General features: G+C 44.7%; 34 protein-coding genes. 1 reads left to right on the top strand and 33 read right to left on the bottom strand.

Features of this window, described 5'->3' with window-relative positions; genetic code table 11:
* Positions 1–74: 74 nt before the first annotated feature.
* The 26 genes from A361_RS10950 to A361_RS10830 all read right to left on the bottom strand — a co-directional run bounded on the left by A361_RS10950 (position 75) and on the right by A361_RS10830 (position 18143).
* Positions 75–254 (bottom strand): hypothetical protein, encoded by a 180-nt coding sequence (locus A361_RS10950; RefSeq protein ID WP_019381954.1) that lies wholly within the window; start codon positions 252–254, stop codon positions 75–77.
* Positions 255–273: 19 nt separating this feature from the next.
* Positions 274–1041, bottom strand: coding sequence for a peptidoglycan recognition family protein (locus tag A361_RS10945; RefSeq protein WP_019381953.1), 768 nt, complete (start codon positions 1039–1041; stop codon positions 274–276).
* Positions 1041–1316, bottom strand: coding sequence for a BhlA/UviB family holin-like peptide (locus tag A361_RS10940; protein WP_019381952.1), 276 nt, complete (start codon positions 1314–1316; stop codon positions 1041–1043). Before A361_RS10940 ends, A361_RS10945 begins: the two co-directional genes overlap by 1 nt.
* A 67-nt stretch (positions 1317–1383) precedes the next feature.
* Positions 1384–1524 (bottom strand): hypothetical protein, encoded by a 141-nt coding sequence (locus A361_RS29905; protein WP_019381951.1) that lies wholly within the window; start codon positions 1522–1524, stop codon positions 1384–1386.
* 3 nt (positions 1525–1527) lie between these two features.
* A complete protein-coding gene (locus A361_RS10935) occupies positions 1528–1761 on the bottom strand; it encodes an XkdW family protein (RefSeq protein WP_019381950.1) in 234 nt (77 codons plus the stop codon).
* Between the two features lie 14 nt (positions 1762–1775).
* On the bottom strand, positions 1776–2510 hold the full coding sequence (locus A361_RS10930) for a hypothetical protein (RefSeq protein ID WP_019381949.1): 735 nt from the start codon (positions 2508–2510) through the stop codon (positions 1776–1778).
* Positions 2510–3097, bottom strand: coding sequence for a YmfQ family protein (locus A361_RS10925; RefSeq protein ID WP_019381948.1), 588 nt, complete (start codon positions 3095–3097; stop codon positions 2510–2512). The genes A361_RS10930 and A361_RS10925 overlap by 1 nt, the downstream gene beginning before the upstream one ends.
* Positions 3094–4155, bottom strand: a complete 1062-nt coding sequence (locus A361_RS10920) for a baseplate J/gp47 family protein (RefSeq protein WP_019381947.1) — start codon at positions 4153–4155, stop codon at positions 3094–3096. The genes A361_RS10925 and A361_RS10920 overlap by 4 nt, the downstream gene beginning before the upstream one ends.
* Positions 4155–4571, bottom strand: a complete 417-nt coding sequence (locus A361_RS10915) for a DUF2634 domain-containing protein (RefSeq protein ID WP_019381946.1) — start codon at positions 4569–4571, stop codon at positions 4155–4157. The genes A361_RS10920 and A361_RS10915 overlap by 1 nt, the downstream gene beginning before the upstream one ends.
* Positions 4572–4895, bottom strand: coding sequence for a DUF2577 family protein (locus A361_RS10910; protein WP_019381945.1), 324 nt, complete (start codon positions 4893–4895; stop codon positions 4572–4574).
* 13 nt (positions 4896–4908) lie between these two features.
* On the bottom strand, positions 4909–5907 hold the full coding sequence (locus A361_RS10905) for an XkdQ/YqbQ family protein (protein ID WP_019381944.1): 999 nt from the start codon (positions 5905–5907) through the stop codon (positions 4909–4911).
* Positions 5907–6563: a LysM peptidoglycan-binding domain-containing protein gene (locus A361_RS10900; RefSeq protein ID WP_019381943.1), complete on the bottom strand. Its 657-nt coding sequence runs from the start codon at positions 6561–6563 to the stop codon at positions 5907–5909. The genes A361_RS10905 and A361_RS10900 overlap by 1 nt, the downstream gene beginning before the upstream one ends.
* A 2-nt stretch (positions 6564–6565) precedes the next feature.
* Positions 6566–8299 carry a hypothetical protein gene (locus A361_RS10895; RefSeq protein WP_019381942.1) on the bottom strand — a complete coding sequence of 578 codons (1734 nt, stop codon included), beginning with the start codon at positions 8297–8299 and terminating at the stop codon, positions 6566–6568.
* 176 nt (positions 8300–8475) lie between these two features.
* Positions 8476–8880, bottom strand: a complete 405-nt coding sequence (locus tag A361_RS10890) for a phage tail assembly chaperone (RefSeq protein WP_019381941.1) — start codon at positions 8878–8880, stop codon at positions 8476–8478.
* 62 nt (positions 8881–8942) lie between these two features.
* On the bottom strand, positions 8943–9380 hold the full coding sequence (locus A361_RS10885) for a phage tail tube protein (RefSeq protein ID WP_019381940.1): 438 nt from the start codon (positions 9378–9380) through the stop codon (positions 8943–8945).
* Positions 9381–9399: 19 nt separating this feature from the next.
* Positions 9400–10446, bottom strand: coding sequence for a phage tail sheath subtilisin-like domain-containing protein (locus A361_RS10880; protein ID WP_019381939.1), 1047 nt, complete (start codon positions 10444–10446; stop codon positions 9400–9402).
* Between the two features lie 18 nt (positions 10447–10464).
* Positions 10465–10926 carry a hypothetical protein gene (locus tag A361_RS10875; RefSeq protein ID WP_026041714.1) on the bottom strand — a complete coding sequence of 154 codons (462 nt, stop codon included), beginning with the start codon at positions 10924–10926 and terminating at the stop codon, positions 10465–10467.
* Entirely contained in the window at positions 10920–11330 is a 411-nt protein-coding gene (locus tag A361_RS10870; protein WP_019381937.1) for a hypothetical protein, read from the bottom strand. Before A361_RS10870 ends, A361_RS10875 begins: the two co-directional genes overlap by 7 nt.
* Complete coding sequence (locus tag A361_RS10865; RefSeq protein WP_019381936.1) at positions 11330–11650, bottom strand: hypothetical protein; 321 nt, start codon at positions 11648–11650, stop codon at positions 11330–11332. The genes A361_RS10870 and A361_RS10865 overlap by 1 nt, the downstream gene beginning before the upstream one ends.
* The gene (locus A361_RS10860; RefSeq protein ID WP_019381935.1) at positions 11650–12033 is read right to left on the bottom strand and encodes a hypothetical protein; all 384 of its coding nucleotides are present in this window, start codon (positions 12031–12033) and stop codon (positions 11650–11652) included. Before A361_RS10860 ends, A361_RS10865 begins: the two co-directional genes overlap by 1 nt.
* Positions 12034–12186: 153 nt before the next feature.
* Positions 12187–12993, bottom strand: coding sequence for a N4-gp56 family major capsid protein (locus tag A361_RS10855; protein ID WP_019381933.1), 807 nt, complete (start codon positions 12991–12993; stop codon positions 12187–12189).
* 67 nt (positions 12994–13060) lie between these two features.
* Positions 13061–13648 carry a hypothetical protein gene (locus tag A361_RS10850; RefSeq protein WP_019381932.1) on the bottom strand — a complete coding sequence of 196 codons (588 nt, stop codon included), beginning with the start codon at positions 13646–13648 and terminating at the stop codon, positions 13061–13063.
* 76 nt (positions 13649–13724) lie between these two features.
* Positions 13725–14555, bottom strand: a complete 831-nt coding sequence (locus A361_RS10845) for a phage minor capsid protein (protein WP_019381931.1) — start codon at positions 14553–14555, stop codon at positions 13725–13727.
* Entirely contained in the window at positions 14555–16018 is a 1464-nt protein-coding gene (locus tag A361_RS10840; protein WP_019381930.1) for a phage portal protein, read from the bottom strand. The genes A361_RS10845 and A361_RS10840 overlap by 1 nt, the downstream gene beginning before the upstream one ends.
* 15 nt (positions 16019–16033) lie before the next feature.
* Positions 16034–17755 (bottom strand): hypothetical protein, encoded by a 1722-nt coding sequence (locus A361_RS10835; protein WP_019381929.1) that lies wholly within the window; start codon positions 17753–17755, stop codon positions 16034–16036.
* Positions 17756–17876: 121 nt separating this feature from the next.
* Complete coding sequence (locus tag A361_RS10830) at positions 17877–18143, bottom strand: YjcQ family protein (RefSeq protein ID WP_019381928.1); 267 nt, start codon at positions 18141–18143, stop codon at positions 17877–17879.
* 293 nt (positions 18144–18436) lie between these two features.
* Here A361_RS10830 and A361_RS10825 point away from each other — a divergent pair, with 293 nt between their 5' ends.
* Positions 18437–19150, top strand: a complete 714-nt coding sequence (locus tag A361_RS10825; protein ID WP_019381927.1) for a recombinase family protein — start codon at positions 18437–18439, stop codon at positions 19148–19150.
* Between the two features lie 134 nt (positions 19151–19284).
* Here A361_RS10825 and A361_RS10820 read toward each other — a convergent pair whose 3' ends face one another.
* The 7 genes from A361_RS10820 to A361_RS10785 form a co-directional block, all read right to left on the bottom strand.
* Positions 19285–19680: a phBC6A51 family helix-turn-helix protein gene (locus tag A361_RS10820; RefSeq protein WP_019381926.1), complete on the bottom strand. Its 396-nt coding sequence runs from the start codon at positions 19678–19680 to the stop codon at positions 19285–19287.
* A 15-nt stretch (positions 19681–19695) separates the two neighbouring features.
* Positions 19696–19992: a hypothetical protein gene (locus A361_RS10815; protein ID WP_019381925.1), complete on the bottom strand. Its 297-nt coding sequence runs from the start codon at positions 19990–19992 to the stop codon at positions 19696–19698.
* A gap of 275 nt (positions 19993–20267) precedes the next feature.
* On the bottom strand, positions 20268–20729 hold the full coding sequence (locus A361_RS10810) for a hypothetical protein (protein WP_019381924.1): 462 nt from the start codon (positions 20727–20729) through the stop codon (positions 20268–20270).
* A 214-nt stretch (positions 20730–20943) separates the two neighbouring features.
* A complete protein-coding gene (locus A361_RS10800; RefSeq protein WP_019381922.1) occupies positions 20944–21576 on the bottom strand; it encodes a hypothetical protein in 633 nt (210 codons plus the stop codon).
* Positions 21577–21780: 204 nt separating this feature from the next.
* Entirely contained in the window at positions 21781–23025 is a 1245-nt protein-coding gene (locus tag A361_RS10795) for a hypothetical protein (RefSeq protein ID WP_019381921.1), read from the bottom strand.
* Between the two features lie 138 nt (positions 23026–23163).
* Positions 23164–23910 (bottom strand): phage antirepressor, encoded by a 747-nt coding sequence (locus A361_RS10790; RefSeq protein WP_019381920.1) that lies wholly within the window; start codon positions 23908–23910, stop codon positions 23164–23166.
* A gap of 12 nt (positions 23911–23922) precedes the next feature.
* On the bottom strand, positions 23923–24141 hold the full coding sequence (locus A361_RS10785; protein WP_019381919.1) for a helix-turn-helix domain-containing protein: 219 nt from the start codon (positions 24139–24141) through the stop codon (positions 23923–23925).
* Between the last annotated feature and the right edge of the window lie 82 nt (positions 24142–24223).

Here is a 24223-nt window from a genome sequence, read left to right as displayed (position 1 = left end):
AAAAAGGTTTCAATATGTACGCAATAGCCCTACGAAAGATTCTAAATTTCGCATGACCATCGCAAATAATTTCGTTACTTGTTCGGATTATGCTTAGCGAAAAAGAACGCAGTTATTGAAGAAAGCGCGCCAATCAGCGCAACGATTAGCTGGTTTACAACGTCGTTATTTTCGCGAAATACAAACAACGCTACGGAAATCACCGTCACGATAACGAAAGCAAACACGTATTCAAACTTAATTCTGTCAAACATTATTCGCTCACCCTTTCCGTTATTTTAAAAACTTCGCCACATTTTCGGCAACTTCAAAACGGTCTTTACCGGTTAACGCGACGATTTTGTCCGCTTGTAGGCCGTCCTTTGTACCTCCTACAACGTAGAGTTCTTTCGCAACTTTTCCGGCTGGTAATGCGCTGCGTGTATAAATTGGCGCTTTGATTCTGGCCGCTAATACCTCCGCAATAGCAAAGTCCGGAAACGCATTAATAACGATAGCTTTTTCGAGCATGTCATCGTCCTCCTTCGGTTTTGGCGCCGGTTTCGACGCTTGTGCAACTGGTTTCTTCGCAATAACCGCTTTATAATTAAACACCGGACATTGTTTCCACGCGTATCCAGGGAATTCATTATGACCGCGTGTACATTTGTAATTCGGTAAATCCTTCTTTAGCGCTTCATGAAGTAGATACAGCGATAATTTTTGTTCATCCGTAGGTTCCTCCGTGCGAAAATCTCCGACTAAGCAAATGCCTACCGAAAATTTATTTGAATCTCCTACGTGATAGCTCAGGACGCCCAAGTCGTGATTCCATTCGATCGTACCGTCTTTCAAGATAACGAAGTGATATGCAACTTCCGGCCACCCTAACGTTCCTACATGATAATTAGCAAATGCCGCAGAGTTTCCCGTTTTAGTTAACGAGTGGTGAATCGCTATGTCCGTTTTAACAGACGGGCTATAAACTTTATACCAGCCGTTATGCTTCGTCTTTCCGCGTAAGTTTTTAAACTTCGGCAGTTTCTGAAAATGAAATGACATTAATGTCCACCCCCTAATTTCCGCTTAATGTCCCGCAACTCATCTATAACAACATCGTACTTTTCGCTGAACTTGCTTAGCGTCTCTGTCCAAAGTGAACGCTCGTCTCGCCATTCATCACGTTCGGTTTTCATTTCGTTACGCATTTCGCTAATTTCGTTACGATAGTCAGTCTCACGCTGTTCGTTCCTCTTTTCCGACCGCAATAAAAGCCAAATGAACAGAAGCGCGAATGGGCCTTGCGTAATAAAATACTTGAGTACTTCCGGTTCCATTTTTACGTCCTCCCTTCCGCTAGTATAAAGAAAAGGCGACCAAATATATGGCCGCTATATCATCTTCTTACTGTTCTTCAGTTAATTGAGGTGTAGCGACAATCATTTCATACTCTTGTTGTGTAATCCGTGATTTTTGAATCTGCCCCTGCAAGTAAGTTTCATCAACTTTATTCATAATCCACATATTTAACAAAAATGAATACATTAGTTAACCCTCCAACATTAGTAGTAGTAAAGCTTCTTCTAAAGCGACAATACGGTCCTGGTCCGTTGGTTGTTTAGGTAGTTCTTCATCTTCCTTTTGCCAGGCTAATAATTCGGATATAGTCGGTTGGGGTTCTTGTGAATTCCAATAATGAACATAAACTCCTTCTCCGTCATCCCTTAAAACCACATCGTTAGGTGTAAGAGAGGGATATCTCTTTAAAACAGAATTTAACATGTAAAATCCTCCTTTTAAGCCACTTTGACAATATCCATATAACAGGTGTTCAGAGTATAGGCTTGACTACCTGAGTGATGAACATAGAATTCGATTGGCGTGTTAGCTGGAAGGTTTAAAGTAGCAATGCCCGTACATACTCGGTCTGTGTGTCCTGCATATATGAGATTGATGACACTTCCCGTATTAACGCTGATCGGCTTGACATAAATATGACCGTTTACACTGCCTGACCAATTTAGGGTCAACCTCAGTAAATAAATTCCGTTCTCCTTCGGTGTAAATCTCTGATTAGTCATTTCTCCTTGTCTGTCTTCGGTAGGGTTGTCAAAGGTTATACGGGTGTCAACGCCACTCGATACAGATAAAGTGCTACTACGGATGGTCCTTACAATAGGATTCCTCGGCAAGGTCATGATTCCTGTCTTACTCATAGTCATGACATAATCCAGATAATTGCCTATGGCATCGTATATAGAAATCTGGAGTTTATCCGTAGAAGAATTTCCGAACAGCTTCATTGTGCCAGAAAGGAAATTCGCCCGGTAAATATTCAGCAATTCATTTCCGTTCATATCTAAGGCTTTATCCATCCCTACATATGGCACCTTCTCCGCCAATTGTGATTCAACGTCAGCCGCATTAGCCGCGTTTGAATCAACAGCATCGGCCAACGCATTCATATCACGCACAACGTCTGCACTCATATTTCCGCTTATCTTTGGTAGATTTAAATTTGGTGTACTCATTAAGCACCTCCGTCAGTTAGTATTTGCTCGTAAGTCAAACCGCTCGCCACTACCGCATTATAGTCCGCGTATTTGGCTTCCAGTTGGCTATAAAGCACGTACGTAAATTCAAAATTAATCGCAAGGTGCGCCGGAATAATATCGGTAATAGCCTTTTGGATATCCGCAAGATTCTCCGGAACGCCAAGCGTACTGACAAATTTAATACGGATGGTAAAGTTCGCCGACTCTTCCACGACATCAACTTCTCCGTTTGCATATGATTCCGCCACGTTCTTGATGAGCGAAACTGATACCGTTCCGATACCGCGCAGTTTCGACTTTATTACGCTTCTTCGCTGATTTAACGGTTTGGTCGGATCGGTAGGTACGTCAACCAGCTGCTCCCAATTCGCAAGCCCCCAGGTCGCCGTGTCGATAAAGAATTGCGCTAGAACATCTGTAATCTGCGCGTTAAGCGACTCAAATTCCGCAGCTTCCGATTGTATAATGGCGCGTGACTCCCGGTAATCCTCATATTCTTTCGGCATGTAATCGAACATATCGCGTTCGATGTTCCGCGTTAATTCTGTTCCGAGAAACTTCATGCGAAACTCACCGTCCCGACAACAGCCACCGCGCCGTCTGCAATAGTTACGTTAGCTGTACCGGCATTGACCGTTAGATTTGCGTAGTCGAGCACAACTGTTACGTCGAGCAACAAACTCGCAATCTTCGAGTAACGTACGATCGGGTCAATGAAGGCAAGCGTCTTTAGGTAATCTTGCAATATCGATTCAAACTCATTCCGCGCTTCTTCAACGGTCGCCCCCTCAGAAAGCGTCAAGGTTGCTGACACGTTTACCACAGTTTCAGTTGCGCCTACTACTTCTACTGTTGCTCCGATTGGCCGTACACTCTCGATATAAGTTGCCGCGTCAGTTACGATGTTGGTCGGTGGCGCCGTCTTTTCTACGTCAAGCAATACGACCTTGACCGTTCCTGGCCCGTTTGCTAACGGATAAACTTTCGCATCGCCCACTCCGGCAACTTCTTTCGCCCATTGCTCGTAGTGATGTGCGTTACCTGACGTTGCGGGCTTACGTACTTTATCGTAATAACGCGCAAGTAAAGATTCATCCGACTCCGAGTCTGTACCCCCGTCAAATGATTCCGCATTACTTACTGCCGTTACGCCAGACACATCTCCCAGCGCAATGGCGATTCGACCTTGGGCTACGTTTCCGGCTGAGCCTGCGACCTCTGCTTCAGCTGCAACCGTCACTGTTCCGCCGTTAATTGTGCCATCCGCAGTAGTAACGAAATACACCGGCTCAGCTTCGTCTGTACTGACGCGCGTACCTGCAGCAACAATAATGCCGTCCGTGCCGGTGAATGTGACTTGACCGACCGCTTTGACAGCCGGCTTACGTGTTACGCCGAGTTCGGCCGTTCGCAGATCGAGGAAATTAGACGGTGTCTCTTCCGTTGCAAATCCGAAGGTAAGCGCATTGTCTAATTCGAGATAAGCTTGCGCCAGTTCTAGCGATGCAGGCGATAACATATCCCAAACGACTGAGCCTTCCCGTGTGTCAACATCGTCGGCAATCCGCTCTAGCATCCGCTGCAAAATTACGTCATTTGTTTCATTTTCATATTGCGCCATTAAAACGTCACCTCCTCGGTTATGTTCGTTCCGTCCGTTGTAATCACGCTAAAATTTACGTAAAGCTTGTCGCTCTCGCGAGTGATTTCGAAATTAACCACGTCCTGGATGCGGTCATCATATATTAGAGCCTCGCGAAGGATGCGCGGAATTTCCGACTGCAGCAACTCAGGCGAAAGGTCGTCTCCGATTAAAGAGTCAAGCTCGCACCCGTAATCGTCTGTATATATTAAAAATCGATAACGAGCCGTCCGGACCGCCTTCGCAATAAACTGACGCAGTGCCGCTTCGTCGTCGATAAATCCGCCGATTGTTTCGGTACCAAGCGCGTATGTTTTGGAAGGTGCTGCTGGTATTAATGATTCATCAATAGGTAATTCTAGCTCTTCATTTTGTTGCAGTGGACTTAATGCCAATTACTCCACCACCTTGTCTGATATGAAATAAACTTGGTCCATTGAGAGGACAGCAACTCGGTCGTTCGCCTTAAGTGCTGTCCGAACTGTAACTGTCTTTTCAACGCCGTCGATAACTAACTTACGAGTGTGTTCCGTTAAGGTATGCGACACTATAACGTCAGAACTATCGAGCTCAAGACCGCTTTTATCTAACTTAATTTTTATACCTGGTAATGGCGCAGTAACGGTCGCAAATTGCAAATCGATGTCTTTGTTGTAACCGTACTTACGTATAACAAACGCAAGCTGTCCCGCACCGTCACCGTCTGTCCTTTCGAACATTTAAATCGCTCCTTTACGCAGGTGGTTGATATTCTAATTCTGGAAGTTCATCCGTGGCCGTTAGCGTTAATGACATGGTGTGATTTCCACCTTCGAACCTGTGGCTGTCAGTAGAAACGTAATAACCGCCTTTTAGACCGGTCATAGCTTCGATTACATAAACCGCTGAACCGGCAACAACGTCATCAATTCCGATAGCCTCGATCGACGCTTCGTCCGAAAGGTTTCCGAGGTCCTTTAGCAACTGTTTCGCTAACTGCTCGACCTGTGATTTCGTCTTTGCCTCTGAGGATTCTTCGATATGTTGCATCGTGCCGTATAGTTTCGTAAGCGTGTTATTTTTCAACGTTGAGATGATTGGATTCTTCTCGTCGCCGCCAATAACTTTTACCTGAGTACGCAAATCCTCCATAGAGACAGAATACGAGGCGTCTATAAGGTTTACACCATTCTCAATGATCCACTTACGAGCCATTGTTTTCCGCTCTGAGAGGTACATTCGACCGTTTTGTGAGTAAACAAAAAACCGCTTGCCCGTTTGTTTCTTCGTTAGGGTCAATGCGGTTACAATAATCTCTTTCAGCGATCTATCTTCCATTATTAACTTCGGAATGACGTAGCCCGTATTAGCGATAGTGCCGACAGGGATGTCGAAGTCACTACAGAGCCTCTTCATTATTTGTGAAGCTGTCATGCCGGTAAATTTGCGTGATTCCTGGTTCTTCGTCAGGTAGACGAATTCATCGTAAGCAGTTATTGATTGCTCTCCGTTTGCTCTAATGTCGTAAAGGAAGACGATTCCTCGGAACAATTCTTTATTATCCTTATAGAACCGGATTTCTCCACCTTCGCGTATTGAAACGGCTCGCTTACGGCCATCCACCGTATTGGCAAGCGAAACTTCAAGCTTTCTAATGCCGTCCATAACCGAACCGGACCAAATGACAGATGTTACGATTTCTTCCAAATGAGTCGTCTTTCCATTAGCAATATACTGAACGCTGATTGCCATTACGGAATCACCAACTTTTGCCCTTGATAAATTAGATGCGGATTCTTACCGATGACCTTTTTGTTTGCGTTATAAATCGTACGCCATTTCACACCACTCCCGTAATACTTCGCAGAAATCTTCCATAGTGAATCTCCGCTTCTTACGGTATAAGTTTTCGGTGCTGGTGGCTTTGAAGCTGCAGGTCGACTTGGAGATCTCTTCACCGGGGCTTTATTTTTAACTAGCTTAGTAGTTCGGACTTTTATTTCTCGATGTTCCTTAAGCGACATTTCGAAAAATACATCTCCAATATGTCCAGCCCTCTCAACGTCATAAGAAAACGCACGCAACGTCACCAATATGTTAATGTTCGTGCCAGTAACGGTTAATCGGAAAGGCTTCCGGGAATCACGCCATTTCTCCAGGTGATTGACGTAATCAGACGGCCGAAGTAGTTGAGTAGTTTCGCAGTATACGGGATTGTATTCCGCAGGAAAGAAGGAGCCTAGCGAGAATTCCTTAAGACCTCGCTCATGAGGCACCGAATATTCACCGAGGCCTGTGACGCTGACATCTTCGTATCCGAACGGGGAGTTTATACGCAACGACTCCGGATTAACCGGTAATTGGAACCGCGTATTTCCTTGACTTAGCCAAAATTGGATTGCGCCCATCGTTACATCAACCCTCCCGTAGCGTCTACTCGTCTAGCAATCTCACGCATTAACTCGTCAACTGTTTCGGCAGTTGTGCTTCCGCCGTTTATATGAATGTCGCCAAACTGGACCGTGTTGCCTCCGCGGCCGTTCCGCCATTGATCAGCTTCTGATTTTGTTAAGACTGCCTCGCCCCTATGGAGATTCGCAACGTAATTATTCTTTGGTACATATGACAAACCGCCAGAGTGAGATCCGTCTAAAAATCCTCTAACTTTACCAACCGCACCGCTAATCTTTCCGCCAATAGAAGAAACCCATTCAGGCATCTTAAAATTGGTAATCGCAGACTTGAAATCGTTAAACTTGTCAGCTAAGCGCTTGAAGAAGTCGACGACAGGCTGGATTTTCTGAGAGCCCCATTCGTAAATCTTTCCGAATACAAATTTCGTTACTTCCCACAGCGCTTGTGCCTTTTCTTTAACTGTGTCCCAGTTTTTCCAAAGAAGAACTCCAATCGCAATAAGAGCACCGATTGCAACCGCCACCCATGCGATAGGATTCGCCAACATAGCCGTATTTAGTCCGTACTGCGCTAACGTTGCCATTAACGTACCGGTCCTAAACGCTGCCAACAACGTATTAAAGACGCCAATTGCTGCGCTGATAGTCGTAAGAGTTTTGAAGGTGGCGAGTGCACCTACAAGACCTAAAACTCCAGCTGTTATGACGACTGAATTGTCTTTTATCCATGATAATCCGGTTTTAATGCCTTCAAGTACGAGTTTCATTGCGTCTAAGCCGCCAATATTCGTAAATCCGGTCCACATAGACTGGCCAATCGATTTAAAATCGTTAAGGACTGGCATAAAGGTTTCACTCATATAACTGCCGAACGTCTGGAATCCGCTAATAATTCTACCGGTATCTACTTCTCGAAGTCGTTCAGCTAGCGACTTTAATCCGTTGATTGCAGGCTCCAATAACGGCTCACCAAGTAATGCCATCGTATCCGTCCAGGTCTGCTTTAAGTTTCCTAGTTGGTTAGAATATGAGTTGGACTCACGCGCCGCCTGACCTGTAGCTCCTGCCGCTTCCTGCATTGATTGAGCGAATTGCAAACGTGCTGTCTGCTTACCGGCTTCGTTTAGCTTTTTCCAATCTACCGATAAGTTCTTACTCGCCCACGCCGCAAGTTGAGTTTCGTTAGCGAATAAACCGATGGACTCACCGCCCTCGTAGTTCCCTTTAATAAACGAGTTAAGGGAGGCGTTTGCATCCTCGAAAGACTTATCGTAGAAAGCCGCCGCGTCAGCTACTAATGTTACGGCACTCATCGCCTGGTCCATCGCCTCGCCGGTTTCTAAGCCGAGGCCTTTAAACATACTCGTCATTTGCGTCATGGCAGGTTTGATTCGATTCGATACCATTCCGAAATCTTTACCTAAATTCTCAATGACGCCACGAGCTTCTCCGGCATCCGCACCGAAAACTTGGTCAAACTGCGCAGCCATTGCTTGAGCTTCCGCCGCAGCTTCAACCATTCCGGTCGTAAAGCTTTTTATTTTATCCACTGCGAAGTATCCCGCTATCGCGCCGCCAAGCGTTTTTAATGTTCCCGACAATCCTGACGTATTACTGTCGACATTATTAACGCTTTGGGATAGTTGATTTAAATGTCCTGCCGCATTCTGCATGCCTTGCGAAAATTGAGTGATGTTAACACTTAATGTGGCTGCTAAATTGTAAGCCAATCGCAACTACCTCCTTTCTTGCTTTTTACGTGCCTTTTCTTCTTCGTCAATCTGAACTTCCATAGACGCGTAAATAAAGGCCCGATGTCGTTGTTCCTTTTGGAATAATTCATCTGGAGGAATGTGGTGACGTTGAAATATGGCGTGCAGTATCGCCGCCTCACCGCCACCTTTTATTAGTTTTTTGCTTCTTCTATCTGATCGTTGAAGTCCTCAAAACCGCTAATCTTCATTATTTCTTTTGTTAATTTCGCCATCTCACCGGCAAGTAACGCTTTTTGGACACAATCTCCTGCATCAGATGCGCTGTAACGCTCAAGCATTTGAGGATCGCCAAAGCTAATATTCGTGCATGCAGATGCGATTAAGAGGCCGCCAAATTTCTGCTCATCAAGCTGAGGCTCGCGTTTAGAGCCACGTACGACATAATGCGTAGACTGTTCGTTAATCTTGCCGATTGTCTTTCCATCCAACGCCTTAACTATTAACTCAACGCCTAAACGTGGAATTGATACAGGTTTCTCCACTTTGATTTCGGCGGTTAGAAAAGCTGAAAGCACATCTTGTGACGTGTTAGCCATTTATATCATCCTCTCGGTTATGTTCGAATTTAAAAAGGCGACCGGTTAAGGCCGCCAGGATATTACCCTGCAACAATTTCGTCTAATAGTTCGTAGCCGCTAAATGTGAAAGGAAGTTCTTCTTCAACGATTGAGTTTACTTCAAAGCTGCTTAGTGGAATTTGGTCGAACTGAACACCCTTTAGACGGACGCGCTCAGCACCAAAAGCCTCGGGATCGTCAAGTTTGAAAATAAGTTCTGTAACATACGGAGCTTTTCTATCGTCTGCAACAGAGCCGATTAGTTTAGTGAATTTGGAAGTTACTTTATAGCCCGTAATGTTACCAGTGCCCGTTAGGCTTGTTACTTTATGTCCAACCCAGCGAGTTCCGCTGCGATTGATTTCTTCTTTATTAATTTCAACTAAAGCTTCGGCAGATTGAGTGTTAGTTACCCATTCGCCTTCGTGCCATATTTCGCCATACGAGCCGTTAATAGTACGTGAAGCATCTAAAGCCATTTATATCGCCCCTTTTCGATTAAACGTTAATAGTTAGGAAAATACGCTCCATAGAGTCGATTTCTGTGAATGATATTGATAGAAACACCTGGTCACCAACAGATTCGCGTTGAGGATCGAGCACTACAGCAGGTCCTGTCAAAACGTTGTTGTCTTCTAACGTCTCAAGGTACTTTTTAATCGCTGTTATCAATGCGACTTGGCCGTCGATGTTGTTATCTAACTTCCCGATGTAAGAATCACGGGCAGTCTTTTCGATATCAGTAGCGATCGCTTGTCTAGCACGGATTGCACGAATTTTTTTCTTTGCAGTAGTAAGCCCTTGCTCGACCTTAACCTTTTCACCGTCGTTTACTAGCACAAGTGAGCCAGCTTGAAGTGCAGCAGTAATTTCGCTATTACGAAGACGCTTAGTTACGTCCGCCACAGACACTTCAGTGTAAGTGATTGAGCGATTAATTGAGGTACCGGCGATTAATCCTGCGATAAAAGCCGCATATTGGCCGCTTGAGTAGTCCACGCCGTTAATCGTTACGCCTGTGATAAGGTTAACGACAGCTTCATCGTTAAATCTAGCTGAGCGCGCATTACCAACGGACGCGTCTTGGTCATCGGCAGCACTTCCGCCTGCAACAAACATAAAATGCTTCTTTTCCGTACGGTTAGTGTCCAACCACGCTACTGTGGCGTCTTGCTCTGCCGCATCTACTTCACCGTCAAATACGAATACATTAAACGGACGTGCTTCGAATGCTTCCCGCATTTCAATATAATCGGCAGATAATGCGCTAGATGGCATCGTATAGACAAGGACTTCTTTAGCACCACCCATAAGGGCGAATTTAATCGATTGAATGTTCGCTGCGCCAAATAGCTCGACTGCATCGGCCTCTTTTTCGACGGTATAGAACTTTTTAGCAACCGCAGTGCCGCTGTAAGTCTCTAACGGGATGGCTACGATTCCACGAGCGCCTCCGCTAATTTGAGAATTTGCTGTCTCTTCAAAATTTGTATATAAACCCGGCCTTATCGGCAAAGAAGTCGGGTTCCATTGTTGAAACGCCATATAATCGTCTCCTTTTCGCTAATTTACAGTCGTCGAAGTATCGACAACGTTAATTTTTTCGTGTATAACTTGCGTCCTTGCCTCACGGATTTCTGCTTCGAGCATTCCGATAATGGCGCAAACGCCGGTTGTTTCGGTTCTAAACGCTTGTGACAATGAAAAAGACGCTATCCGAAGATAACGCCCTGTTTGGCCTAGAGGTATTAATTGCTTGTCGCAAAGCTTTCGCTCAATGATTTGCATTTTAGACATGCAATCTAATTTGCTGGTACCGAAGTAAACAAGTTGGAAGGTGCGGTTAATACGATAGTGGTAGGCTGTTTCGGTGGCTGGCTTACTTTGCACTAGTTCAATAGATATTTCGTTAGTTTCATATGTCTCAGGCATGTGTTGTAAATGAAACTCTATATTCGGTATTTCTGGCTCAACAAAGTCTGCAATACTCTGAATTTCTAACTGTAAGTTCCCCACGTCTACCATCCCCCTCTCGACAGCTCTTCTTCAACTTCTTCCTCGATCCACTTCAGCCAATCACTTTCTCTCATCTCGGCCGGTTTGTCTAAAAATTTCTTCTCAACACCAGGAAGACGTAATCTTTTACCGCCGGCATCTTGTTCATGGATATAATAACCGTAGTTAAAGTTATCAGTACTCGCATTTGCGGTAATGATGATTTCGTGTTCATCCCGTCCCTGTGACGCAATCTCTCCGCTAATTTGTCGGCGTAAATTGCTTGAATCTAACGGCGCTACATCCCGGGATTTTAATACCCAATCGTCTTTAATGTCGTTCAAAGCCCTCCGAGTCCCTCTTGAAGCAATCTCAGGCGAGCGTAATAAAAGCCGCTGGAAGTCCGTAATGTTCATAGATACATTTCTAGCCATTACGCATACACCACCGTTAGGATTGGCTTACCGTTTAGCGCACGGACAATTTCGATTTTGATTGGTGTACTTTTGACGGTTATATTCAATTCGTTGATATATTCCAATTGATCGGAATAGCGTATATCGGCCAGCTTATCAAGCGTAATTTCCATACCGGCAACAACCTCGTCGCCAATCGAATTTTGCACCTTTTGGCTAGTATCATCGACGCGACACTTTAACGGGATTCGTTGCACTGGCGTCACGGGATTACCCCACCGGTCAACTTCACCTTGACGAATAACTGTAACGATTTGCTTTAAAGGTATCAGCGCCATTAACGCACCGACCTTCCGATACGACGGGCGGACAATACAACGCCATTGGCTTCGCCGATCATTGTTAAAACATTCGCCGGAATAAACACGCTGTAATCGTCCGAAACCTTTCCGTCAAACGCCATCGAAATACCCTTCATCGAAAACTGCTTAACGCCATATTGCTGCATTTTGTTCGTATCGTTGAATAAGACGGACAGTCTAGCCGCAAATTCATATACGGCGTTGTCCGGTATAACGTAATTGCTATACCGGTTAACCAACGTCCTGTTTGCAACATTTAATAACCGCTGTTTGCGCGATTCATCTGCGTCCATCCAGTCGTCGATATCTAATACATTGGCCGAAATATAAACGTCAGCATCAGTTATAGATAATGCCATCGAAAACACCTCCGTAATTATTTACCGGAGGCTTTAGCTTTCCGTGGCTTTTCCTCCGCCTTTTGTTTCGGTTTTTGCTTTGGTTCCTGCGACTGGTTTACCGCAGGTCTTTCTCTATGCCGTCTCAGTAGCATAAAAACACTCCTCTACTTATTAGGCTTTGTTAGTAACTCTAACTGCTTTAGCATCGTTTTCTAGAACAGCAACATAATGCTCGTCAGCAGAGATAACAGTAGTTTTTGCAAGGATGTCACGCTGGCTTTCAACCTCAACATCTTTCTTAAGGTAGATTGCTAGTGCGCCAGGCTTAACGATGAAGTTAGTGTAAACTCCTGCGTTGTTAGGAACTTTCTTAGAAGCAACAACTTGGCAGCCTGCGATTTCACCGATAACTCCAGTCATGAAAGCGTTAGGAACGTTCTCAATGAATTTAGGGTCCTTACGTAAAGTGCCTTTTTGAAGTGGGTGGATGAAAAGGATTTTTTGCTCATCATCTTCCTCTTCGAATTTATCAACTGCATCAACGATAGCATCATAAGAAATAACCGCTAATGCGTTGTCATGAAGTAGCGTAGCGCCGTTAAGGGCAGTAACTAGATCCTTGTCAACTTTAGCAGCAATAGAATCTTCTAGTTGTCTTTCGGCTTCACCAACCGGATCACCGTAACCTGCAAGTGCAGCTTTATCTGTGATTTCGACTGCTTTACCAGCTTGCTTGATTGTCGCAGACTGAGTAGTTGCAGAAAGTACAACAGTTCCCATTGCTACGCCTTCTGTTAAATCGTCAGCATCTCCGATGTAGCTGAATTTAGGGATTGTTACAGTGTCGCCAGCTTGACCAACTAAAGTATCATCAAGACGAGCTAGTGGTGCGAATTTAATCTTGTTTGGTAGGGATGCAGAAATCATATCTGCCATAACTTGAGGGTTTACTAGGTTTGCTAATTTTGTTTGTGCCATTGATAAAACACTCCTTAAAATTTGTTATTATTTTTTTTTTGAAAATAAAAAAGCAGATAGCTATTTGCTACCTACTTAATTTCTTGTATAAGTCTGGATTTGAAGAGAAAAGCTTATTTCTTTCCGGATAAGTCATCTTTGCGAACTGATCTTTAGTAATACCGTTATACTCGCCGCCATTAGTCATCTCGCCGACAGGTTGTTGCGGTTGCTTACCGAACAGTCCTTTTTCTTCGGCTTTATTGATCCAATCGAGTTTACCTTCTGGCGTAAGATTTCCGGGAATCAAGTCATGAAACTCTTCCGGAATTCCTTTTAACTTGCTTTCAAGTAATGAATTAACTACGCCCTCCAATTCTTTTGCGCGATTCTGCACGCTTTCGAATTGCGATTTTACTTCGCTGAATTCTTTTGAAGTTGATTCATATAACTCCTGGAACTTTCCTTGTTCTTCTTGCGATTTTTTTTCTGCGTCTGCTTTCTCTGCAAGGAACTGATCCATCTTAGCTTGAATATCCTTATAACGCTGATTCACTTCGTCAAATCTTGATTTAGGAATCATGTGCTCTTTGTTCTCGTCCGGTTTTTTCGTCTCGTCAGACGGGTTATTGTCTTCAGCGAATAACTGTAAATTCAAAGGTAATAGTTTTTTCATTGTCCATTTCTCCTTTTTTTCGTTTTTAGCGAGCAACGCCTCGAAATTTTTGCGACTTTTTATGACATTCGCCAGGTCAAATGCGGTCAGGCCTGCGAATAGGACTAATTAAATGCTTGCAGAATGGATGGAAGATTTCTTTTCGTGGTAGATCGCCGACATAAGGATAGTCTCCTTCGGCATCCCTCGTAAGTTTGACGACTTTACCTTCCCAATTTCTGCACGCGTCCTTAGCACCGTGACGGCTAATAACACCGTAATGTACGTCTCGGCCCAAAGCCTCGTTAATGGTAGCTTCTTTATGAGCCTCCATCATTTTTGTACGAACGAGCATGTCAACGTACGTAGTCGGCTTCCATCGGCGTCCGGCAGCATCGATAATGCCGGTATTCACGCTTTCACCGAGTTGAGTCCGCAATTCTTTAACGATATCCCGGCGCAAAGTGGCCGTGGCGTTAATTCCTTGCGTTAGATTGTTGCGCATTACTTCCGCACTAACCTTACGAACGGTTGAACGGACTTTTTTATCGACGTTTTGTGTTACCGCCAACAAATCCGCCTGTGTATCCGCAATGGCCGCTTGCACAAGTGTCTTATTTACACGGTTGAACGTGACGATTGCCTCTGCTTCCGCTACTGTTTCGACTACACCAAGCGAGACAATGGCGCTAACCACTCCGTCTTTTGCCGCCTTTTCAAGACTTTCTTTCGCAAACAGGCCGGCTTCCTCGTTTAGTTCGGTAATAATCTCGCCGATCGACTTCAAGACGGCTAATTGATTGGCACGCGAGAACTCCGACAAGTCCATTCGATAAAGTTGCTGCAAGATACGGTCGATGGCGTCTTGGTAAGCCTTGACTAAGCGTTTAACGTCGTAATCGTATTCCGGCGTCGGTATTTGCGGCATTATTCACCGCCCCCATCCTCATTAAAAACGGAAGATTCAACGAAACTTTCCGCCTTTTCTTCCTCTTGGATACGTTTAAGTTCGATACGCGCTTGCTCTTCAGTAAATCCGTGAATATCCATGATTGCGCTAAGTTGTGATTGCGTAGCCTTGCCGCCAGTACGGATTTGAGCGATATTCGCTTGTTCCATTTCATCGTCTGGAAGACCGTCTTTAAATCTGATTTTAGGAACCGTAATTTTATAACTTGGTTTTTTATCAGATTTTGCGTGTTCCAACATTTGCGCAACTAGCAGAACATGCTTAAGGCCTTTATTGTAGTACTGACGTTTCCGGTTAATCTTTGCAAGAAGTGAGTTCATGCGCCATTTAATTGCGTAGCCAGATGCTCCGGAAGTTCCGCTGTCTCCTTTACCTAAAGCGACCGGAGGTAATTCCGAAACAATAAGCAGATGATCCAGCAATAACTCCAACTCTTTAAACGCAGCATCAAGTTGACCGTTCCAGGTAATGTATTGAGGGATTAGTTCTGACTTATCCATAACCTCGAAGATTTTATCACGGCCTGCGTGGAATATTGGATTCCCTTTTTCGTCTTCTCCTAGCGTTCCATGAGGTACGGCCATCGCAGGATCGGAATGTTTATCAAGAATCTCCGCAATTTTACTCAGACGGTTATCGATTTCTGCGAAAATGGATTCGTTCTCGCTAATATCGTCTATGCCTTCCCACGAATCATCCGTAGATGTGTTTGGAACGTGTACGATAAGGTGAAATGATACTCCAGTATCAACTGTTCGTCTCTCACTAACGATTTCATCTTCGATTTTCCATTCGATGACAGCATTCTCGTAGCTTGAGTGGCGAAACGGTCTGATTTTATACTTCGAGTATTCAATACGGCCTGGATAATGAGATTCAACGTTCAGCACCCACTCTTCGTCTCCTGTCCCTTCAATAACGACTGGCCGCGCAATGTGATAAGCGTAAATTGATGAGCTATCGCCGGACAATGTTTCTGGAATTACGTACTCAGCTTTTTGCGCTTCAATAAAAACTCGGAAAGGATCGGCTGATTCCGGTAAAAGTCCGCCGTAACGCTGACCCCAGCGAATTTTATAAAACGAATCCCCACGGTAGGCATTGCCGTATGCAGATTCGTAGTTTGTGATATGCAAATCGTTTTCTTCTACTAGGCGCTCAATGGCCTTTTGTTCTTCGGAAGAGTCATCCTTACCTGCACTAAAGACCGGTGTCTCGCCGAATAAGAAGTCGGCTGATTTTTTCGCTAAGGTTCCCGGCAAGTTGGAAGCGATATATACTAACTGCTGCCGATGATCCGGAAAGTTATTGAAAATTAAATCGTGATTACCTTTAATAATTTGTTTATTTTTACGATACCGCTCGATTCGCTCTAAATGAGATTCCGGCGGAAAGTATTCACCTTTATTAAATAGACTCAAATGCGCACCTCCTATTTACAAACCTTCTGGCTTCGTTCTATAACTGCGACGCGTTCGGCCTGCGCCAATTAAATCGACAACACCAGCACAAGCATCGGCTAAGTCATCGTGCTGACCGCTCGGAAACTGTTCGAGTTGTTCAAGCAGTAAGCTATGATGCTTCATGAAACGCAAAAAGCCGCTTTCACATAACGGCTCCAAGGCTTCTATACGTTTTTCTTTTTTAGCTCCGTGGTGAGCAATCGGCTTCAGCTTCGTACCATATACGCGCTCTTTCGCAAGCCTTTCGCGCAACTGACGATACATGTCATGGCCGACGCCAATTGTTTCGACCGCAAAGACGCTGTGGCCGAACTCTTTTATCTTCGTTACCGCCATATCTAGCGCAATATGTGCCGGACACTTTTTCGCCCAAGCATCGATTATATAAATAATGCCGGTTCTGCGATTTCTGGCGACCGTTATGATTGCGTTATAGTCAGCTCGGGAAGACTTGCCGGCAGCGACGTCCCAAAAAGCGTAATAATCTAACGGCAACGGACGGCCGTTTTCGTCGAAGAGGTCCGACTCGTCATAATAACGGAATGATTCCGGATGGAAAATGGCGCTCTCTTCGTCACGGGGCTCGTTCTGATACTCCGTGTTAAAGGCTTTTGATCCGTTCGCCCATTTCCACGTCAATAACTTCCATAACGGCTGAACTTCCGGCCATAAAACTACGGCACCGGCGTCCATATCCGCTTTGTTGGCCTCGTAGAACTCTCGCGCCTTTATCTCACGTTCATTAATCGGGATTTGGTCGCTCAAGTAAATCGACTTGCACTCGTCCCATAGATCCATGCGATCCGGATCTTCTATTAGCGCCTTATATTTCTCCGACTTGAAGTCTGCGCGCTTATTTAGTAGTTCATTAAGCAAGCTTGCCTCATGAACGACCGTTCCCATTACGATAAAGGCTGTCTTCTCACCTTTTGCATCGCCGAGTGGCATTACCGTCTGAGAAAACCAGTCCTTCAGTTTGTCACGCTGCTCTTTTGTGGCCGCGTTGGTCTTGATGTCTTCGAGGTCGTCCCCGATTACCAAATCCGGACGCACGCCGTTCCAGTTACGACCGCGCAATGCCTGGCCGGTAGAGGCTGCTTGAACCATCGTCAGCAATTTTTGTCCGCCATTTGCTTCCGGCTCCCATGCGATAAAGGAAGTCGTATTATCTTTCGGGTTCATTTGCTGTTTCGGCGATAGCAAAGGACCAAAATCACGGCGCAACTTTTCGTTACTCTTTAGCTGTGTCGCCAGCCATTCCAAGTTAGGCTCGGAAACTGACGGCGTTTCAGAGATAAGGATTATATATTTACGTTTTCGATAACAGACTTCGCGCAACGGTGCCGCCTTGGATAAATACGACGACTTACCATGCGAACGAGGCGCTGCTCGAACAATTTTTGCATTCTTAGTAACGTTTGATACCTCGTCAATACTTTCGCAAATCTCTTTGTGGAATTGCGGCCCGTCTTCGGCCGACTCAAGTTCAAAGCCGTCCCAATTACCGGAGTTGTCCGGGTTGAAACGCTCCGAAAAGTACTCTAACGCAAAGTAAAGGAGGTCATCTTCCGCTCGATGGATGCGCTTAAGACGTCCCAGGTCGTCTAACAATTCGTCCAGCTCCACGTACTCAGCTTCCGTTAATGTGCCGGACGCGTCCCTGGCGAGCATTTCGGAAACAAGTTCGGATTGCACTTCGATCAGTTCTGCCCTTTGCTGCCGTGTCAGCCATCTGTCGTTAACCCATGCGATAGTGACCGCCTCCTTTCCGTGGAATTAAAAAAAGACAACCGAAATTAATCGATTGCCTTTTCCGTTAGCTATGTTTTCGTATTAGTTCGTCGATGTAAGCTTCACCTTTTGGCGTGATTTCTGCCGTGTTAAGGAATGCGATCAACGCTTTCCCTCTACCGTCTTTGCTATACGCTACATTCCTGATTAAGCGATCTTCGTCCATACCTTGGACTATTTCTATAAACTCCTCAGGCGTAACGTCGCATTTCTCTGGGTCGGCGTGCTCACCTTCCATAATGCAATTGAAGATGACCAGTCGCGCTGTTAATACTTTTGACTTATCAATCACTGTCGCACCTCCTTTCGTCCAATAGTTCGACGAGAGAGGCGTTTTCACCTTCATTCCTACTGTTAGGCATTCGGTAAGAGTCCGCTTTAGTTAAGTAAAGTCAAAGCGTTTTTCTGACGCTCGGATTTGTTCGACACTTAATTCTCAAAAATATTGGGCCTGACCCCTTGGCTGGGGGTCTGAAAAAATAACTCTTTATTATTGCAATCGTTATGGAAATGAAATACAATTAACTTAATAAATAACGTTTCTTTTAACAAACGTTTTTCATAACGAAAGGTTGTTGATTAAGTATGGTTAAAGTTGTCGGTTATATTCGCGTTTCAACCTCTGAACAAGCTAGCGAAGATAAGTTCGGGCTACCTGTACAACGCGAGGAGCTTGAGAGCTACTGCCGCGCAAAGGGATATGACCTGCTTGACGTGTATGTCGATGAAGGTATCTCTGGCTCCACGCTCGACCGTCCGGAGCTTAACCGAATGCTATCGGCCGCAAAGGATTTCGCAAAGGTAATCGTTCCTAAATACGATCGCATAAGCCGTGATCTATACGGCCAACTGTTCATCGAGAAGGAGCTGGCAGTCAAGGGCGTAGAGCTCGAGTCGGTGCGTGAGCCCTTCAACGGTAGTACGCCGGAGATGGCTCTTATGCGTCAGATGATGGGGGCGTTCGCTGAATTCGAAAAGCAACGTATCGCCCAACGATTAGCCACTGCGAGAGAGTACAAACGCAAGCAAGGCGGCTTCGCTGGCGGCAGGGCGCCGTTAGGTTATACCGCAGAGAAAGGCAGCAAACGCCTGCACATCAACGCTGATAAAGTCGATACAGTCCGTAGACTCTTCGCTTTACGCGCTGAAGGGCTGTCGCTGCAATCCGTTGCTGACCGGCTTAACGACGAAGGCCATACGACTCAGGACGGCAAGCACTTCACGCAAATGCAAGTCAAGCGCGCCCTGGACCGAGAAGACTTATACCTTGGCAACCTCGAAGCTGATCCGATATTATGACGGACGGCTTTTTGTTTTGAAAAAATCCCGGGCAGGCACACGTCAGGCAGCCGCAGCCGATGAAATAGCGCAAATCCACACCGATTCACATACGCCAGGACAAGCGCACCCTAGTTCTTTCTATTATATAAGCGTCATTCCTGCTCGGTTGTGGAAACGCCACGATAACGGGCAAGCTTCGCCTTGATAGCGTCAATGTCCTTGTCCGACTTAATCTCTGCGTTAACCTCTACACGGTCTGTCAGCATGTCATTCGCCTGCAGTAGCGTTTTAAATAAGGCGGCATTTCCGTCCTTGATGATGTGTTGTGGTATTGCAGCGAATATCTCCGGCAACTTATCGGCAGATGCACGGACAATCTCTCGCTTATATTCACGTTCGAATAACGGGTCTTTGCGCCAATTGTATAGCGTATTAACATGTACGCCACACTCTGCGGCAATCTCATCGTAAGACTTGCCTCCGCGTTTTGGAACCGCGAGTAGCCCGATAGCCTTGTAGTGTTCGGCGCCGAGTGATTTGAGTGCCATCGTATTACCTCCTTCTTAGTTCTTTTTTGGTGCGGCTTTCAATTTAATATCTACGTCATCCACTTTCTTATTTTCAAAGGAATAGTTTGCGTCTATCTCGTAGTACCTTGGTCGTTCTCCCTGAAATAAAACTTCAGTGTAAAGTGTCATATCGTCCCCAGAGCCTTGCAAATCCGATACAAGTAAAACTTCCGGCAAGTAATCAAGTTCGATAATATATTTATTTCTCTGCGTATCCTTCACAACCTTAGCTGGTCTACGTGTGAAGTCGGTTACTGGTTTAGTCGGCTTTTCAATATCAAATCTAGTCATTTATCATTTCCCCTTTAAATTAAAATGGCGCCGGCTGGACGCTTATCTTCTTCTTTTCTTCTTCGAATAATCTTTCATGCAATAAGGTATTAGTATCTATATCGCATATTCTTTTTGCGCAAATATCTTTTATTAAAAGATGGCAGCGACACTAGTGATTTTCTAGTGGCGCAATGTTTTGTTTGTTTTTATTACGTTTGTTTTTATTACGTTTGTTCTTATTACCGTCACTCTACGGTGATTTAGCTAAGTCACTCTACAGTGATTGACCTAATTCACTCTACGGTGATTAACGAATCTTTACCGTATAACACATCGAGATTGTGCCGTATCTGCTCGTCAGTCAACGCGGAATAGTACATCGGAAAGTAAAGCTTGTCACGCTTGTTTGACGTATAATCATACGCAGTCTTCAGCAAACCAACCGCCTCAAGCACGTTGGACAGTTTCGCTATCCTGTTGCGTCCGATGCCGGTATCAGCTGCGATACGCTCGACGGAAGTAAATGCGCTCATATAACGGTCGTTATCTCGCTGGCCGTTCACGTTCGACAGTAAGTACGTATAAACCAGCACGATGTCCGCGTTGCCTTTTTCGTATTCCCTTGCGAGAGGAACCAGGCGGCGATACATGTCGTGTGGAATAGTTGCGTAGCCAGACAGGCCGTTGTCGTCCCGAAGGCTGTACGCTTTTCTTTGCGCAGCTTCTTGCGCCAGTTGCTTAAACCTTTCGCTCATTTTCGCTTATCTCCCTTCAACATAAAGGCGGAGCTTAAGCCGGCTTGTTACCGGCATACTCCGTTAAAAGATCGTTCAGCTTATCGTTTCGTTCGAACTGCCAGAACTGACGCATAGTTGACTCGTTCAGTCCGGTACAAATATACTTAACGCCCGACTCCCGTAAAAACCGGTACAATACCGGCGAATAACAGTAGAAAAATCTATTCTCCATTCAAACTACCTCCGCATAATCAACTGTCTCGCCAAAATCCTTTATCTCTTTGTCGGCAGCGTCCGCAATCTTCACGATCAACTTAAGCCGTTTGCGGTAAGCCTCTTTAGATTCGTCGCTGGTTAGCATATCTATGAATTTATTAACGGAAACAACACGCACTTTATCGGTAATGTTGTAGTCCTTGTCATCACCGATCAGATAAACGAGAATTAACTTATCGCAGTGGCCAACGTATTTACTTATTGACTTTGACCTTAACGCTGTTAGTTCCGTTAACTTTGCGTCAATCCACTTTTCACTTACGGGGGTTCTGACGATAAAGTCCGGTCGGCAGCCGTTTACTGTTTCTTGGATCACGTTGAGCTTTAATTCAGCTAATATATCGCCAAGGACCTCCTCAAAAAGAAGGCCCGTAGCGCTTTTAATAGAATTTAAGTTTCGATTTCGATGGAAACAGACCGCAGGATTAAGGCCGTGTTCGAGTAAAAACTCTTCGTACGTGCCATAGAGTTTCTTGGCTGCACTGTAAAAGCCCTCGATGTTACCAACACTTTGCGGATTTACTTTCTTTCCATCGGACATTAGTTCAAATAATTGTTTTCGCAGAGAATCTTTTGTCCACTCTGACATGTTTAGCCTCGCTCCTTTCAAATTAAAAAACCCGACTGGCATAATCAGTGGAGAGCATCGCCAAACTCGGGTCGAGATAGTACCTGTTGCAACGCTCCCCTCACTACTAATTACGCCATAAATTAGGTATTTCTATAGATTGACTATTGAATAAGTGTCAGTTATAATTTAAATTGAATATCTATGTCTAAATTTACTTAGAGACTAAAAATCTCTTTTATCTGTTAAATGACCGAACGCGTTAAGGTCCATTATCTTGTATTCTTTTAAATTTGATTTAAACACACGCATTAATTCACCGTTCGCATCATACCAGTAGCAAGGCTGTTCTTGAGTGAACTCCTTGTAGTCACGGCGCCTCTTAGCGTTAACGTCTCTCAACTCCTGATCCGGTGACTTCTCCAGTGTTCCCCTGCTTATTCGTGCCAATTCACCAGCCAATCGCTCAACTTCAGCAACAACTAACACATAAATTTCGTATAACGACGTTGGAGCTATTTCTTTAGTTTCGTCCTTTAAATAAGCCACAAATCCTTTTGTTGCCGATATGTCATGATCGAGCGCATCATACACGAAATCCACGGCAAATTCACGGGAACGAATCCACTCGGACAATCTCGCGTTTTGACTACTTAATTGCTCGTCGGAATCCGCCAGCTCAAGAAACGCTTTCCACTCCGTTATTTGCCTCGCAAGGTAAGAGCCTCGTCTAGTTAATTCCGGCATTTCTCTCCGTTGTTCCTCCCAGGCTTTCAACGTTCGTTCTTTAATTCGCTTCTTGATTCGGTCGAGGTCATGCGTTTTCATGCCGGCCAGCTTTTCGAAGTCGTTATCGTCAATATAATCGGAGTCTTTTTTCAGCAAGCCGGTTGAAAGGCCGTCAATAAATTCATTTTGCCTGGCGGTTAGAAATTCGTGGCGGTTATTGCGAAACCACTCAAGAAACGGATTTTTAGCGTAGGTGAAACTAGGCGCAAAGAAAGACTCCGAAACTTCTTCAACTAGCGAACCAACAACGTCACCTGCCTCGTCGTATAAAGGACGGTCGAGCGATTCAAAATTAACTGTGACGAATACTTTACCGCCAGTTTCCGGATCATACAGGCGCCGTGTGTTCGGATTAGCAATGGCGGGCAACTCGTGCTCGATTTTCCTTACTATCGCCTTTACTATTCGGTTGAGATTTAACTTATCCTCTCCGGAGATGACTTCGTCCCAATCTACATCTTCCGCCAGCGAAAAGCTACCAAGGACTTCCCAAGCTATGGTCACGGCGGAGTTGTATAATTCTCTCTCCTCAAAACTTCCCTTACGAGATAATGCCGTAATAAGACTAAGGATTGTCCGTTTAAGTTTCGGATGCCTCGGGACAAAAGTATGCTCCGTACTCCGGTTCTTTAATTCGAATAAAACTTCTTCAAATAACCTTAACCTCTTTTCAGTTTCCATTAAAATCCCCCCGTTTTGTTAGTTTAGCTTGCCTTTTATCGGGGAACGAAGTATAATATAATTGGATAAATATATCGACGCTCCCGATATTGGGCGCAAAATAATAAGCTTGATGTTGGCGCATCAGGCTATTTTATTTCAAAGACGGTCATACAACGATAAAATACCTCTCTCAGTTAAAAGCTCATGAATGAATAACCTTCCTTTTTGAGTCCATTGAGTATGTTGTTTAGCATTACCGTCACCTACAGAAAATGTTTTCGACTTGGTGTACCCCTTGTTTTTATATTTACTGTACAATAACCACTGTCCTCCAAGCCGGTATTGAACTCTTTCCTCATTTAAAATCTTATTTAAAGCCGCGCCACTCATCCCATAATCTTCCGCGATTTGTGAAATGTTTACTGCATTTTCAGAAGCAAGAATCGTATCGTAATACGTTAATTTGGGTCTATCCTCAGCTACTCTGTGCTCAAGTAGCTCACGGGCTTTACGTTCTACCTTTAAATTTTCAAGCAATCCAATCATAAAGTCCGGGTTACTAATGGCATTTACAAGCACGTTTTCGTCCATATATGCGCCGTGTTTGCGAATTGTTGGAAGAACTTCATGCGTAACCCAGCGCTTGAACTGTTTAGCTTCCGGTTTTCTGCTGGTAAGAATTAAATTGTAAAGTCCGTATTCGTTAACTATATTCGTTTCACCTTGACGACCTAAGTTAAATTTAGCCCGTTCGTCTTCGTCTAATTTTTGCAAGGCCATTGTGGGGTTGGTCAGCCCCAACACTTCGCAAACGTCTTTGGCAATAAAATGTGGTTCACCATTAAAAACTACCGTGCGAATAGGGTTTTCATTATAATTAAATAACTTTTGTACTTGATTCAATTTAACTCCCCCTTAATTTTTAATTTCGTTGATTAGTAGCTTAATTACGACAAGCTTTTCCTCCGTCAGCCCAAAAGTCTCGATAACTTTTCGTTTTACTCTATCCGTCAGCCGGCGATCACCTCCTTCAATACGTGATATTAATGAATGGCTCACGTTTATTTTTGATGCAAATTCTCGGATAGATAGGTTGCTTGACGCCCGGATAAGGCGTAGTGTTTCGCTATCCATAAGTAACAGCTCCTTTGTGATTATTCGTTGGTATCAAAGTCCGACAAGCGCATGATATTTTATGTCCTTTTTCGTCCTTCAC

Source organism: Cytobacillus oceanisediminis 2691 (assembly GCF_000294775.2).
Lineage (GTDB): Bacteria > Bacillota > Bacilli > Bacillales > Cytobacillaceae > Cytobacillus > Cytobacillus pseudoceanisediminis.
Note: the sequence above shows the minus strand (reverse complement) of the source record. Positions and strands in the feature narration are given on the sequence as shown.

What these genes read in the sequence shown, in the direction of transcription:
- A361_RS10920 (WP_019381947.1), bottom strand. Translation starts at nt 4,155, where the DNA reads ATGGCGCAATATGAAAATGAAACAAATGACGTAATTTTGCAGCGGATG.
- A361_RS10845 (WP_019381931.1), bottom strand. Translation starts at nt 14,555, where the DNA reads ATGCCGCAAATACCGACGCCGGAATACGATTACGACGTTAAACGCTTA.
- A361_RS29905 (WP_019381951.1), bottom strand. Translation starts at nt 1,524, where the DNA reads ATGTATTCATTTTTGTTAAATATGTGGATTATGAATAAAGTTGATGAA.
- A361_RS10890 (WP_019381941.1), bottom strand. Translation starts at nt 8,880, where the DNA reads ATGGCTAACACGTCACAAGATGTGCTTTCAGCTTTTCTAACCGCCGAA.
- A361_RS10795 (WP_019381921.1), bottom strand. Translation starts at nt 23,025, where the DNA reads ATGGAAACTGAAAAGAGGTTAAGGTTATTTGAAGAAGTTTTATTCGAA.
- A361_RS10860 (WP_019381935.1), bottom strand. Translation starts at nt 12,033, where the DNA reads ATGGCATTATCTATAACTGATGCTGACGTTTATATTTCGGCCAATGTA.
- A361_RS10930 (WP_019381949.1), bottom strand. Translation starts at nt 2,510, where the DNA reads ATGAGTACACCAAATTTAAATCTACCAAAGATAAGCGGAAATATGAGT.
- A361_RS10815 (WP_019381925.1), bottom strand. Translation starts at nt 19,992, where the DNA reads ATGACTAGATTTGATATTGAAAAGCCGACTAAACCAGTAACCGACTTC.
- A361_RS10870 (WP_019381937.1), bottom strand. Translation starts at nt 11,330, where the DNA reads ATGGCTAGAAATGTATCTATGAACATTACGGACTTCCAGCGGCTTTTA.
- A361_RS10900 (WP_019381943.1), bottom strand. Translation starts at nt 6,563, where the DNA reads ATGGGCGCAATCCAATTTTGGCTAAGTCAAGGAAATACGCGGTTCCAA.
- A361_RS10910 (WP_019381945.1), bottom strand. Translation starts at nt 4,895, where the DNA reads ATGTTCGAAAGGACAGACGGTGACGGTGCGGGACAGCTTGCGTTTGTT.
- A361_RS10905 (WP_019381944.1), bottom strand. Translation starts at nt 5,907, where the DNA reads ATGGCAATCAGCGTTCAGTATATTGCTAATGGAAAGACGACTCATTTG.
- A361_RS10940 (WP_019381952.1), bottom strand. Translation starts at nt 1,316, where the DNA reads ATGGAACCGGAAGTACTCAAGTATTTTATTACGCAAGGCCCATTCGCG.
- A361_RS10810 (WP_019381924.1), bottom strand. Translation starts at nt 20,729, where the DNA reads ATGAGCGAAAGGTTTAAGCAACTGGCGCAAGAAGCTGCGCAAAGAAAA.
- A361_RS10875 (WP_026041714.1), bottom strand. Translation starts at nt 10,926, where the DNA reads ATGGTAGACGTGGGGAACTTACAGTTAGAAATTCAGAGTATTGCAGAC.
- A361_RS10880 (WP_019381939.1), bottom strand. Translation starts at nt 10,446, where the DNA reads ATGGCGTTTCAACAATGGAACCCGACTTCTTTGCCGATAAGGCCGGGT.
- A361_RS10820 (WP_019381926.1), bottom strand. Translation starts at nt 19,680, where the DNA reads ATGGCACTCAAATCACTCGGCGCCGAACACTACAAGGCTATCGGGCTA.
- A361_RS10925 (WP_019381948.1), bottom strand. Translation starts at nt 3,097, where the DNA reads ATGAAGTTTCTCGGAACAGAATTAACGCGGAACATCGAACGCGATATG.
- A361_RS10865 (WP_019381936.1), bottom strand. Translation starts at nt 11,650, where the DNA reads ATGGCGCTGATACCTTTAAAGCAAATCGTTACAGTTATTCGTCAAGGT.
- A361_RS10800 (WP_019381922.1), bottom strand. Translation starts at nt 21,576, where the DNA reads ATGTCAGAGTGGACAAAAGATTCTCTGCGAAAACAATTATTTGAACTA.
- A361_RS10855 (WP_019381933.1), bottom strand. Translation starts at nt 12,993, where the DNA reads ATGGCACAAACAAAATTAGCAAACCTAGTAAACCCTCAAGTTATGGCA.
- A361_RS10945 (WP_019381953.1), bottom strand. Translation starts at nt 1,041, where the DNA reads ATGTCATTTCATTTTCAGAAACTGCCGAAGTTTAAAAACTTACGCGGA.
- A361_RS10885 (WP_019381940.1), bottom strand. Translation starts at nt 9,380, where the DNA reads ATGGCTTTAGATGCTTCACGTACTATTAACGGCTCGTATGGCGAAATA.
- A361_RS10850 (WP_019381932.1), bottom strand. Translation starts at nt 13,648, where the DNA reads ATGAAAAAACTATTACCTTTGAATTTACAGTTATTCGCTGAAGACAAT.
- A361_RS10785 (WP_019381919.1), bottom strand. Translation starts at nt 24,141, where the DNA reads ATGGATAGCGAAACACTACGCCTTATCCGGGCGTCAAGCAACCTATCT.
- A361_RS10935 (WP_019381950.1), bottom strand. Translation starts at nt 1,761, where the DNA reads ATGTTAAATTCTGTTTTAAAGAGATATCCCTCTCTTACACCTAACGAT.
- A361_RS10825 (WP_019381927.1), top strand. Translation starts at nt 18,437, where the DNA reads ATGGTTAAAGTTGTCGGTTATATTCGCGTTTCAACCTCTGAACAAGCT.
- A361_RS10950 (WP_019381954.1), bottom strand. Translation starts at nt 254, where the DNA reads ATGTTTGACAGAATTAAGTTTGAATACGTGTTTGCTTTCGTTATCGTG.